Annotated in this window: 11 protein-coding genes; 8 read left to right on the top strand and 3 right to left on the bottom strand. The window is 54.6% G+C overall.

Annotation, left to right across the window (positions count from 1 at the left end; all coding sequences use genetic code 11):
* A partial coding sequence (locus tag QT222_RS15700) for a thiaminase II/PqqC family protein (protein WP_491477695.1) occupies nt 1–258 on the bottom strand: 258 nt, incomplete at its 3' end.
* A 306-nt stretch (nt 259–564) separates the two neighbouring features.
* On the opposite strand from QT222_RS15700, the gene QT222_RS15705 reads away from it, so the two are divergent.
* Nucleotides 565–1,131 (top strand): TATA-box-binding protein, encoded by a 567-nt coding sequence (locus QT222_RS15705; protein WP_004056443.1) that lies wholly within the window; start codon nt 565–567, stop codon nt 1,129–1,131.
* A gap of 700 nt (nt 1,132–1,831) precedes the next feature.
* Nucleotides 1,832–3,064, top strand: coding sequence for a Cdc6/Cdc18 family protein (locus QT222_RS15710; RefSeq protein WP_491477696.1), 1,233 nt, complete (start codon nt 1,832–1,834; stop codon nt 3,062–3,064).
* A 580-nt stretch (nt 3,065–3,644) separates the two neighbouring features.
* Here the strand turns inward: QT222_RS15710 and QT222_RS15715 are convergent.
* Together QT222_RS15715 and QT222_RS15720 are read right to left on the bottom strand one after the other, a co-directional pair.
* Entirely contained in the window at nt 3,645–4,031 is a 387-nt protein-coding gene (locus tag QT222_RS15715; RefSeq protein WP_004056441.1) for a DUF7970 domain-containing protein, read from the bottom strand.
* Nucleotides 4,028–4,891: a ParA family protein gene (locus QT222_RS15720; protein ID WP_004056440.1), complete on the bottom strand. Its 864-nt coding sequence runs from the start codon at nt 4,889–4,891 to the stop codon at nt 4,028–4,030. The genes QT222_RS15715 and QT222_RS15720 overlap by 4 nt, the downstream gene beginning before the upstream one ends.
* A gap of 768 nt (nt 4,892–5,659) precedes the next feature.
* On the opposite strand from QT222_RS15720, the gene QT222_RS15725 reads away from it, so the two are divergent.
* The 6 genes from QT222_RS15725 to QT222_RS15750 all read left to right on the top strand — a co-directional run.
* The gene (locus QT222_RS15725) at nt 5,660–6,355 is read left to right on the top strand and encodes a hypothetical protein (protein WP_491477697.1); all 696 of its coding nucleotides are present in this window, start codon (nt 5,660–5,662) and stop codon (nt 6,353–6,355) included.
* Between the two features lie 137 nt (nt 6,356–6,492).
* The gene (locus QT222_RS15730) at nt 6,493–8,295 is read left to right on the top strand and encodes a spermidine synthase (RefSeq protein ID WP_491477698.1); all 1,803 of its coding nucleotides are present in this window, start codon (nt 6,493–6,495) and stop codon (nt 8,293–8,295) included.
* Between the two features lie 2 nt (nt 8,296–8,297).
* The gene (locus tag QT222_RS15735; RefSeq protein ID WP_491477699.1) at nt 8,298–8,891 is read left to right on the top strand and encodes a DUF2617 family protein; all 594 of its coding nucleotides are present in this window, start codon (nt 8,298–8,300) and stop codon (nt 8,889–8,891) included.
* Nucleotides 8,888–9,841: a DUF8108 domain-containing protein gene (locus QT222_RS15740; protein WP_491477700.1), complete on the top strand. Its 954-nt coding sequence runs from the start codon at nt 8,888–8,890 to the stop codon at nt 9,839–9,841. Before QT222_RS15735 ends, QT222_RS15740 begins: the two co-directional genes overlap by 4 nt.
* Before the next feature lie 186 nt (nt 9,842–10,027).
* Nucleotides 10,028–12,334: a pentapeptide repeat-containing protein gene (locus tag QT222_RS15745; RefSeq protein ID WP_491477701.1), complete on the top strand. Its 2,307-nt coding sequence runs from the start codon at nt 10,028–10,030 to the stop codon at nt 12,332–12,334.
* Between the two features lie 117 nt (nt 12,335–12,451).
* Nucleotides 12,452–13,153, top strand: a 702-nt coding sequence (locus tag QT222_RS15750) for a helix-turn-helix domain-containing protein (protein WP_491477702.1), incomplete at its 3' end; no start/stop codon positions are given.

A 13,153-nucleotide genomic window follows, 5' to 3' on the forward strand; every position in this document is an offset into this window, starting at 1 on the left:
GTGTAGGTCCATCTCTTCGTTGACGGTTGATTCGAGGAGAGAGGCGAACGTCCCCATCGAATCGAGCGTCGGCGCTTTCGACGCACCGAGTGCGAAGAGGCGACTGTACTCGACGAGGTAGACGTAATCCTGTCGGACCCAGTACCTGAAAGGCCCCTCGTCGAGGGTCCCTGAACCGAGCTGTTCGACCATCGGGTGATCAACGATAGCCGACCAGAACTCGTCGGCTTCGTCGTGAATGTTGTCTGTGAACGCCATGGGAAGTAGTCGATGAATGTGCTGAAAAGAATTATGATAGAGTTGTATTACTTGGTTATTTCATTCAGAATAGCTCAGCTTTTTCTTGAAATATTGCTAATAATACAATAATTTCTTGAGATATTAGTTCTATAACGACAATCACCCCATTATCTGTTGATATATCGGGTCCTCACAGGTTACAATAGATTGGAACAGGTTAAAATAGTGAATCAGGAAAGTAAGTATACTTGTACCATAATGATTTGTGTGCTTATCTAATCACCCTAGTATTTTAACATAAAAGAGTATAACATAAATCACAATATGTCGAATGCGAACGTCACCGGGTCGGTCGAGGTACAAAATGTCGTCGCCTCGACCGAGGTTACCCTCGAACTCGACTTAGACCGACTCTCACTAGACATGTCGGGTACGGATTATGACCCAGAAAACTTCCCTGGGCTAGTGTACCGAACGGAAAATCCGAAAGCCGCGTGTCTCGTGTTTCGCTCCGGGAAGATCGTATGTACCGGTGCAGACAGCGTTGAAGACGTGAATACAGCAATTGAGACACTGTTTGACGACCTGGACGACCTCGGTATTCCCGTCCCCGATGACCCGAATACAACTGTCCAGAACATCGTGTCGAGTGCCGACCTCGGAGCGGCGCTCAATTTGAACGCACTTGCTATCGGTCTTGGTCTCGAAGATGTCGAGTACGAACCAGAGCAATTTCCGGGACTTGTGTATCGCCTCGACGACCCGAACGTCGTCGTGCTCATGTTCGGGAGCGGCAAAATCGTGATTACCGGTGCTGAAGCGGTGGTCGATGCAGAGTCTGCTCTCGAAACCGTCGACGGAGACGTTCGAGAGTTAGGGCTGCTCGGGTGAAAAGCCAAAAGTGGAAGGGTAGCGAGACCGGTACAAAGCAAGTATTGACGAGTGGTGGTTGGGTAGTGTTCGTGTTTGCGTTTCTGTTTTGTTGTATCAAACAACTATACTATAAGTTAGTTTTATTATTGGGTTTATGGTTAGATTTATACCACTCATTCATGGATATTTTATCTATGTTATGTAATTATTTGACACTGGCATCTAACGTGGAAGAACACACACACCACCTTCGCGTTTGTAACGGCTACGAGAGACTCTAGTCGATTTGAACACACCCCCCTCGCGTTTGTAAATGTACAAGCAATATTTTCCGCAATCCACTGCCTCACCGAGAAACCCCACCCGCTAATTCGCGTTACATTCGCGAGGGTGGTGTGTCTGACCCAATATCCTCGACTCGTTCGTTTACAAACGCGAGGGTACTCCCCCTCGTTTTACATTCGCGAGGATGGTCTCCGACGACCACGTTACAAACGCGAGCATACCCCCCTTTTCGAGATTTCTTTCCGAAGGGGTTACTTCACTCGTTACATTCGCGAGGGTGGTGCCTGACTGGTTTACTCACGCGACACTACCGTTCCCTTAGTAAAAACAGAATCAGTCATTTCTCCCATTCAAACGGCTGTATTTACCGTCGTTACAAACGCGAGTCCACCCCCTCACTTTTATTATTGGTGAGTATGAATACCGAACCTATATGACATCTGACGACGCTGGCGGGGGTGGTCGTGACCCCCTCTTTCGCTACGACCAACCTATCTTCGCGAACGAGGATATTCTTAAAATTTCACATCTACCTGGTCCCGACAAGATTGTCGGTCGTGATGAGCATATGTCGAAGGTTGCTCAGGCGCTCAATCCTGCCATCTTTGGTCGGGAACCGACCCATCTGTTTATCTTTGGAAAAACTGGCTCCGGAAAGACACTCACTGCCCGACTCGTGAGCGAGCGACTCCAGAACGAGGCGACCCGCGAAAACGTCGAAGTGAAGATTGCGGTTATCGACTGTGGTGAGCAACACACCGAGGCGTCAGTCATCAAAACACTCGCCTCGCAGGTCAACAACCCATCAAAAAGCGGAATGACGATTCCCGAACGCGGACTTTCGACGGGTGATTACTACAACCGTCTGTGGCAGGTTCTCGACACCTGTTCCGACGTTACTATCGTCATCCTCGACGAGATTGACATGCTTCGCGACGACGAAGTCCTCCGTAAACTCTCGCGCGCAGGGGAGAATCAGAAAATCGTCGACTCACGGATCGGTATCATCGGTATCTCGAACAAGATTGACTATCCCGAAGAGCTAACAGAGCGCGTCAAATCGAGCTTTGCCCACGACGAACTCGTCTTCCCATCGTACGACGCGAACCAGCTCCGGGAAATCCTCGAGAACCGGAAGGACGCGTTCAAACCTGGCGTCCTCACCGACGACGTAATTCCGCTCGCAAGCGCGCTCGCAGCACAAGAACACGGTGACGCCCGGAAAGCGATTGACATCCTCCGAAATGCCGGGCGAATTGCTCGCAACGAGAGCGCCGAATCGGTCACCGACGACCACGTCCGAGCAGCGAAAGAAAAGAGTGAGGCTGACCGATTTAGCGAACTCCTCGAAGGAACTGCTACGCAGTCGAAGGCTGTCCTCTACTCGCTCGTCCTCCAGACTGGCGGCCGGAAGACCGCTGAAATCACGACGAACAAAATTTACCGACAGTACCTCACTGTTGCAGACGATCTCGATATGGACCAACTCTCGGAGCGGCGCGTCCAGGAACTCCTCCAGGAACTCGACTTCCTCAACGTCATCCAGTCAGAGGTTCGAGGTCGCGGCCGTGGCCAAGGGGTTCACGGAACTCATCGACTTCTTGAAGATCCGGACATTGTTAGACGAGTGTTACTCCGAGACAGCCGAATCTCTACACTTGAGTGAGTTCCCTGTGATGTTCTACGGCGTCGTTGCTAATTGATTCGAATTGGATTTCCGTACAGGTGTATGGTCTGCCACGGTGTGCTGCTGCGGTCACATTCTACGGACCACTGACTTTTCTTCTCGAACCTTTTCTATAGCTCACATACTCCAAACAACCGGGATGATTCAAATAATCTAGATTTTCTAATCAACAATTCAAATTCTCTAAATAATTTAGGAATTTTAAATAATCTGTACTATTGATTCAGACCACCGACGTGAGCGAGGATTCAGCTTGGATTGTGTATGTCCACATTGGTTCGGTTTCTACGGCTTGAGGAAAAATCTCGATTGTCTAAAAATCCAAATTATCTGAATATCCTGGATAATCTGAAGGTTCTGAAGTATTCAAATCATTTCCGGAATCTGGAACTCTTCCCCAATTTACTTTACCGACACTATTTCGAGTATCTGGACTACGCTGACACTCTGAGTTACGCACCTACTGCTAGTTCCCTGCACTATCTGGACTATACAGCGATACGTAACCTCTTTCTTACTCCCGTTGTTTAGAATATCCACATACTGTGGATTATTTCAATTATTCTTCTCTGACACCACGTTGATCAAGCACTTGTTCAACAATTAGCTCTGGATGATCGGCAACCACTGAAAGTGCGGCGTTGTGGAGTTCGCTCTTTTTGATGTTCTTCAAGCCGTGGTCCCGCGTAAGTTCGCGCTCCACATCGTAGGTAATGATATCGTCAAAATCCGTAGCGACCGCTTCGAGCACGTAGAGTGCCTTGTGAACCGTTTCGTCGAACTCGAAAGCCGGGTTATCCCGCGGGTCTGCCGGTTCGTCGGTTACATCTGCTTCTTCTGCGTCGGCCGTCGCGGGTTCAGATTCCGCCTCCGCTTCTGTCTCTCCCTCTACCTCGTCTTCACCGCCCATTGCGGCGTCGAGGTCTCCGAACGGGTCGTCGCTCATCGGTTGACCTCCCCGTTTTCGATGATTTGGGCGAGTTCGTCGTAGCACTCGAGTTGGTCACACGAACTGTCGTAGTCTCGGAGGGGCATGTGGTCGCGAATCGAGGCGTCGATGGCCGACCGGTGGCGGATTCCGGGCTTCGGAAGGTCGTCGTCCCACGAGCCGTTGTCGATCGCTTCGAAGAACGACGGGTCCGTGTACGCGAAGTTCGGGAGCTTCGATGCGATGTTTGGTTTGGAAACGAGTGCTTCGATGAGTCGTCGAGTCGGTCGGTCGTGGTCGATTCGGTCGCGAAGGTCGGTCGGGACGACCGCGAGAATTTCGAGGTCGAAGTGCTCCCGTGCGGGCTGAATCAGACGCTTTACCGTCTTTTCGAGACCCGAAAGCGCCCCAGATTCTGGGCGCATCGGCAACACAAGATTTTGTGTCGCGTATAGGGCGTTGTCGTTGAGTTTCCCTCGTGCAGCAGGGCAATCCACGACGACGTAATCGTACTCGTCACCGAGAAGCGGGTCGACCACGCGCTGTTTGAGGCGCGCAGACCCCATCATTACGCCACCGAGGTCGGACTCGACTTGTTCGATACGGTCGTTCGACGGGAGGAGGTCGATTTCGAAACCGGTCTCCAAAATGAGTTCCCGTGGTTCGGTGTCTGCATCGTCCAGAAGTACATCCCCGAGATGTGCCTCCGAATAGAACTCCTCGCCGAACCCGAGCCCAGTCGTTGCGTGACCGTTCGGGTCCAAGTCGACGAGCAGTACGTTGCTTCCTCGGTGGGCAAGTTCGCGTGCGAGGTTGATGGAGGTCGTCGATTTGCCGATACCGCCTTTGAGTAGACAGACACTGACTGCGCGTGACATGGTGGTACAGGGTATCCGTATAATCGAGATATTCGGCGTTCCTGAAATAATTATGGTTATCTTGGCTCTTTGAGTATCCTAGATTATCTGGACAATCTGAATTATCTACTTAATCTAGGTGTTCTGTGTATCTTTGCAGCCTCTACCTACTCTGTATTTCACAGAACCAATCGAATCCCGGGTGCTCAACCATTCTGAATAATTTAAATAATTTAACCAATTCGGCTAATCTGAACAATTTGTATGTTTCTTGACTGTGGGTAGTTGGGTCGTCTCACACCTTGTCACTACGTCTTTGACTGAAGATGTTATCCCTGATGTTGTAATATCTACAAGCTGAAATAACCATATAGCGCTCATCTTGAGCATTCTGTGGAGTGTAACCATCCAAAATTGAACAAGAAGAAATCGAATTAGACAGGACCGTGTGAGTCGTCGTGAGGTCAATCGCGATGTTCTGACCTGCACTCAAACGTGAGTTGCGCAAACCCACAGTGCAGCAATTGAGTCGTGAAGATAGAACACTCACGCTCTGTATAACCTATCACACCCAATTATCTACCTTATCCAAATTGTCTTGATTATCTGAATTTTCTAAACGTTTTTAATGTTCTGTATGTTCTAGATACTCTGCCTATCCCGACTTATTCAAATGAGCTTTCTAATCCCGTGCCATGCTGAGAGAGTAGACCGAGAGTATGATAGCGATATATCGAACCACAAGACTGTTATGCCCGTTATTTGATTGAAACAGACGAGTAATATCCTATGCGTCGCCGCAAGTTCCTCTACGCATCCGGTCTCGGGGCACTCGGTGCCCTGAGTGGGTGTCTCGGTAGTCAGTCCCCTCCACCCCGAAAGTCAAACGTCGTCACGGACTTCCAGATGAGTGATGGCTCACTTGTTATCGACCTTGCCAACAAGACGTGGGTAATGTCTCGATACGCTCCGACTCAGCAATCGATTTCGGGCGTGAGTCCGATTGGCGTCGCCAGCGCGAAAGGAAAAGGCGGTGGCGGCGGACGAGGTGCCACCGGACGCGGCTCGGGCGGATACTCGTCCGCGCCGAAAACGAAGCACGGTCACGCTTGGTTCCACGGCGGAGACTACGCCGACGACTGGTACGAAGACAACGCTGATGAAGTGTCCCGGTACAGCGTCGGCATCGCTACCCTCGGTATTGCCTATCTCGGCTCGACGGACTCGATGAAAGACGACGCGCCGGATTCCGGTCCAGTTCCGTGGGACAAAGAGTTCAAGAACCCCGACGATACCGTCACGTACGACCTGACGAACCAAAGCGAGTTCCGCCGCGATGGGTGGTACCGCGTCGGTGCGCACGTCGTCGGTTCAGACGTCAACCACGACTTCCGATGGGAGTGCTATGACCTCGAAGTCGACAACGGCGTCAGCGACCAACAGTTCAATATCGAGGAGCAGTGGAAAGTCTCACCGCGTATCTGAGCACGCTCATTGCCCTCGATCGGTCGCGTCTGGCCATCTCACTCCGCCCCGGTCGCTCGCGCCCCCATAGTCACAACTGACACGTCTTTCAAGATTAACAGCCCTCCAAGGTCTTTCAAGATTAACGGCCCTCCAAGATGTCCAACTCACGAACTGACACCGGAACGCTCCTTGCGCTCACATTCGTCGTTTCATTCTGTAGCTTCGCCTACGAGTTCGTCTACTCCGAACTCTTGACAGTGATGTACGGCGGAACCGTGACGCAGTACGTCATCACGGTTGGCTTGTATTTCTTCAGCCTCGGTATCGGCGCAGCGCTCTCCGACGACCTCGATGCCGCAGACCTCGGCGGGAACTTCTTCCGAACGGAGGTGTTTCTCGCCGCCGCCGCACCCGCAGGTTTCCTGCTCATCGTCGGTCTCAATAGCGTCAGAATCCCGCAGTCGGTTCCGCCTGAACTCATCTGGACAGTCGCCCGTCTTCCCGTCGTCGTCGTCGGGTTCCTCTCGGGATTCGAGCTGCCGCTTTTGACTCACATGGTCGACGAACTCGAAGACGGGGAGACAGCGATGCCGGCGTGGATTCAAAATGCCTGCAACCGAGTTCACAATACCGTCGTCAAGGGTCTCGGGACCGTCTGGTCCGTCGAGCGAACCGATGGGCGGCGGAGTGGACTATCGGTCGTGCTGGCGATGGACTACGTCGGCGGACTCGTCGGAGCTGTCATCTACGCTCGTGTCCTCTATCCCGGTCTCGGGCTTATCCCGACGATATTCGTGTTGGCCCTGCTGAACGGGGTTGCCGCACTCGTGTTTGTCGCCTACTTCGGGGATTGGTCTCGGTGGCCAGTCACTGATAAGTGGTCTTGGCGGTCAGTCAATGAGAACTCGCAGTCGTCTACCCGCGCCCTCTCTGTTGGCCACGTCTCGAAGACGCTCCTCGTCGTCTGTCTCGTGCTAACCGCGTCATACGCGGGCGTGGTCGCGAAACACGAAACTGCGGACGAGCAACTGTCGCAACTCTACTTGGAACAACAGACCGAGAACAAGTATCCACCGGGTGCGATGCGTGCAAACGTCGTCTCGCAGGGGACGACCACGTACCAGCACGTTATCCGATACAATCGCACCTGGACCGGGACCGGTCCGAATCCACACTTCACCGGGAAGACTGAGCAGTGTCTTCGCTTAGGCTCAGCAATACAACTGTGTGAAAGCTGGGCGGACAGCTATCATCAGGGTCTCGTCGACGTACCTATGTCGTTGGTTGAACCCGGCCCGGAGACGAAGGTTCTCGTCGTCGGTGGCGGGGACTGGATTGCTATCGACCACCTCCGGAAGTACAACGTCACTGTCGACCACGTCGACCTTGATGGAGAGTTCATGCAGCAGACGAAGACTGACCCGTTCTTCCGGAAGTGGCACGACGACGCCTACGAATACGACCGGTTGAACACGACGACGGCGGACGGATATCGATACCTCCAAGAGTCGAACGAGACGTACGACCTCGTTCTTCTCGATATCCCCGGAGCGACCGACGACGACCTGCTCACGCTCTATTCGGCGGAGTTCTACAGTTCGATTCGAAACCACCTCTCTGATGAGGGCGTCGTCGTGACGTGGGGCTACTCTCCCGACGGGTATCCGCAGCATCACAAAGCCTTCATCAACACGGTCGGTGCCGCCGGATTCACGAACCAGCTTTCGTACTGGGTTCGAGAAGACATCGATTCGGACGGGCAATCCGAACGCATCGAGCAGTTCTACGTGTTCGCTCCGGGCGACCGCCAATCACTGACCGGCGACGGTGAAACAGCCTACGTCCGGAAGCATCGCGAGCAGTACCGCACTATCGAGTGGCACGCAGTCCCCCGCTACCGCGGTGTGCGAGTGAATTCCATCTTCCATCCGAACTACGACATCCTCATCGACACCTAATCATGCCCTCTCCAACACCCCCCGAATCACCGACAGTACCGCACTCCTCTGAGACACCGACAGCACCGCACTCCTCCGAGACACCGACAGCACTGTACTTCGGCTATACCACCGAGGTTCCAAATCTGGCGTCTGTCGAAATCAAGACAGTCCATCCGGAGACGTTGCTGGACTCACCCGCGGTGTTCACCGTTATCGGTGAGTCTCATTACGTCGGTCTCCCGGCGTTGGACTTCCACGAACTGTGTTCGTGCAAGCCGCTCCCGTCGGAACAGACCCACGAAACACCATTAGCCGTCGGTGCCGAACACGAATTCCACTTCGAAAGCAACCGCCTCGACGCGCAAACGACGGTCGAAGGGAAGTCACTTGACGCATTCCCCGGCCCTGACGACGCGACGGTTGCCTACCGGTTCGGTCCCGATGCGTGGACTACAATTCACGTTGCTTCGTCCGGAGACGGCTACGAGACGTACCACACCTATCCGGAGTACGACCTCGCACTGTACACGGAGACGAACCTTACACCGACCTCCTCTGGCGTAGCCGGACCCGCTACCGAAACCACGAACCAGACCACGAAACCACAACGATGACGAACGACACTAACACCACCTACGACGGAGACGTTACGCTCAACGGCTCGGAACAACCCCCGGTCGAACTCCGAGACCCGGCTGACGTGTTTATCTCCACCGAGAGTATCACTGGCGACCTCACCGTACAGAACGCGGAATACGTCTTCACGCACACGCCCGTGAGCAGCGCCCAAACTGTCTCAGATGCTGAAACCGAAATTAGCGGCACGCTCGAAGACGGCTACGTTCAATCAGTCGACGGCGACGTGCTTCTTACTGATGCGGAAGACGTGTTTATCGCGACCGATGCCGTCGATGGCGCGGTTTCCACACCCGGGGCTGAGAACGTCTATTCCGACGATGTGCCGCTCGCAGCAGATGCAGACGCATACGATGTCTCTACGTTTGGATGGGAGCAGTCGGGAACCACGACTGACCCGGAAACCGGCGTCTACGCGGTGGGGATGACCCACGATATCGAGGCCAAAAAGGTCCGACGTGACATCGAATTATACCTCGTCGGTCACGGACACGACGTTTGTGTCGACGGAAAAGGAGCCACTATCACCGTCCACTTCGTCGGCTACGACAACACCGTCCACGTCGGGCCGTACCTCGCTTCGACCGTCGAAACCGACACCGGATTCGACAATGAAGTCGACGCCAAACCGTATCCGGCCGAAGACCTCATCGAGATGTCGCGGCGTGAAGCCTACTCGAACGCCGGGTTCGGCCGTCGAAAAGTGACGTTTCAGGTCCCGAACGAGGGAGACGATTGGTGTCCGAACTGCGGAGAGGCCGCAGAGGCCATTATCGAACGACACCAGATGGAGGCGTTCTTCCTCTTTGGCTACCCCATCTGGACCTACGACCGAAGCACCAATCCCGCGCGTGAGTGCGAACACTGTTCGCCAAACGCGATTCACGCGGAACTCTCGGAGCGGGAACGACGAACCATCTTCGACTGACAGTCGTCCGAAGATATATATTACATTCCCTGAAAATGAACGAAGTACGACTCTCGAATCAACGCCCGAGTGCACTCTCACGAGACCATCCGAGCGCACCTTCACGAGACCATCCGAGCGCACTCTCACGAGATTTCGATAGGAACCTTTCCACCCATGTCGAGAAATGAATCTACCCCCGCTTTGATGTCTTCCTCTACGTGTCGATACACGTTCGACCCATCGATACAGACGGACGCACACCTACAAACGACGTGGGAATGTCCACACGAAGCCCACTCCGAAAGTGAGTACTGTGTGTTCCACATGAGCCGAGACGAACGTACGACACTCGATGTCTCCGGGGACGACATTGTCGAGGAACTCCGTGCCAATCTCCAATCCCCGGATACCCGCGTCAACGAGTACGTCGGCGCGGACCTTCCGCACCTCTCGCTGACCTATCAGGATATCAACGGAGCGACCAACCACGTGCTGAACTTTCAGCACGCGAATATCGAGGGACTGGACCTCACACACGGCAAACTCGAACAGGGGTTGATTCTCCGGGAAGCGACTATCGGTCGACTCAAACTCAAAGAGGCCGTCCTCACGGGAACGGTCGATGCACAACACCTGACGGTCCATGACGAGGTGACGACCAACGAAGCGACCTTCGAGCAGGAAGTCTGGTTCGATAACGCGGTCTTTCACGGAGACGTTCACTGCGACGAAACGACGTTCTTGGCCGACACAAGCTTCGCTGACACAACATTCCACGGGGCCGCGAACTTTCGAAATATCCAGACGAGCGGGAGCAGCCACGTGTTAGACGACCATATCACGTTCGCCGATGCGACGTTCCGCGACGACGCGAGTTTCCGACAGGCGACGTTCGACTACGTCACGTTCGAACGAGCGCAGTTTACGGCCGGCTCCGATTTCGAGCACGTCAGGTTCGACGGTGACGCCCGATTCGACGACGTGACGTTTCAGGAGATGGCAGATTTCGACGAAGCGCGGTTCGACGACGACGTGAGTTTCGCCCACGTTCGGTTCATGCAGTTGGCCGAATTCCGCGGGGTCGAGTTCAACGGCGGTAGTCGGACGACACACGACGACGTGACGTTCGAAGGAGCGACGTTCGAGGGTGAAGCCGACTACAAACTCGCTCACTTCCGCTTTTCGGACTTTAAAGACGCGGTGTTCAAAGGAGCGGTCAACTTCGACCGTGCGACGTTCACCGCGCGCACCGATTGCCACCGCTTGCAGGTCTCCGGCGAACTCGATCTCTCGTTTTCGACGTTCCACGGCGGTGCTAACTTCGACGACAGCACGTTCCAAGACGACATCATCGCCGACGGGACAACATTTGGCGGGGATGCCTCGTTCGAGAACGTTGCGTTCGAAACCCGAGCGCGATTCAAGGAGGCGAGATTTGAAGAGGACGCAAGCTTCCGAAGCACGGCGTTCCACGGGCCAGCGGAGTTCCGAGGGGCGCTGTTCGAAGGCGAGATGCAACATCTCGAAGCGAACGCCTCTTTCAACGAAGCCGTCTTCGAGGATGTCGCCGAGTTCGAAGCCGCGAACTTTACGACCGCATCGTTCTGGGAGACGACGTTCCACGAACAGTCGAACTTCCGCAGTTCGGTGTTTCACGGAACTGCACGATTCCGAGTCCGTAACGGCGAGCGCGACACGTACCTCGACTTTACCGACGCGACAATCTGCGGTGGCACGATTTCGCAGGTTTCCGGTGAGGCGACGCCGTACGACTTCACTCGTGCGACCATCGGCGACCTCCAACTCGAAGGCGACGGGAACGAACACGAACTGCTCGACCACTTCCGTTTCTGTCTCACTGAGTTCGATTGTTTCGACTTCAGCGACCACCACGGCTATCTCGAACGGAACGACTGGACGATTCACGATTTCGTCGGTAACACCGCCACCGGCCAGTTTGCCGTCGAGATGGACCACGAAATCATCGAGGAGACCTACAGGAAAGCACAGGACAGCGCGGATGCGGTCGGTGACACGCCCGCGAGTCGAGAGTTCGAATTCAAGCGCTACTACTACAATCGAAAGAAGAACTTCGACATCATCATCAACGAGTATTCGCTGAACGTGTGGGCACGCGGCAAGAAGGTCGCGAGCGTGGGTCTCAATCTCCTGATGCAGGTGACGTGTGGCTACGGGAATCGGCTTCCACGAATCGCCGCGTTCACGTTCTTCCTCCCGGCGCTATTCGGGTTGTTCTACGCCGCCGGCGGCCCGTTCCTGACGCAAGCAGGGAGCGTCTTCGACCCGACTGCAGTCGATAAGACCGCGCTCGAAGTCCTCTTCGACAACGTCTACTACAGCTACATCAGCTTCAGTACGGTCGGGTACGGCGACATCAACCCGCTCGGACCGGGCGCACGAGTCCTCGCCGCGAGTCAGGGGATGTTGAACGGGTTGTTCTTCACCCTGCTCACGTTCACGCTGTTCAAGCGGGTGCTCGGCGGGAACTAATAACGAACGGCACGGTTCGTTTTTTGGGCCGACGAAATCGACGGACGCTGACGCTGTCCTCATTCTCATCGCTCCGCGAACGCTATATTTTCCTGTTAGGCATGTGTTCACTACTCAATGGCCGAACCGAAACACGAGAAAGAACTCCTTCACCTCTCGCTCGAAGTATGGCACCCCGACTGTTGGGGTATCGTCTCCACGGCCGAAGCAGGCAGTGGTCTCATCGGCCACGGTGCGGCAGTCGAGGGTGACTCGGCGTACGAACGCTGTACGATTTACGGGGACTCACGCGAGCACGTCACGCAAGCAATCGAAGTCGCACACGAGATTTCGTTTATCAACCATATCGAACCGATTGGTGGGGCCGCAAGCGAGGGCGCTCTTCCGTCTGCAATCGGACGTGCCACACAGGACGTCTTTATCGAGTACGTCGCAAACGAGGGTATCGGGTCCGCGTTCTTGACCCGCGGCGTGCTCGTCGATAGTTCGTATCGAATCGAGGACGGGGTCGAAACCTGGAATCTCCTCGCGCATACGACTCGGTCGTCACTCGGCCGACTGCTCGACGAAATCCGAGAGGAGCGCAACGCCGATATCTCGCTCACAAAAATCTCGCCGGCATCAGAGCCGATGCAACCACCGGACCCGGGGGAGACGGAACTGCTCACCCCGCGACAACGCGAGGCGGTGAATTTGGCTCGGGAACGTGGCTACTACAATTGGCCGCGAGAAATCACGGCGCGCGAGTTGGCCAGCGAACTCGATGTCTCGAAGACGACGTTTCTCGAACACTTGCGGAAGGCGGAAGCGAAACTGATG

Source organism: Haloferax sp. s1 (assembly GCF_058382125.1).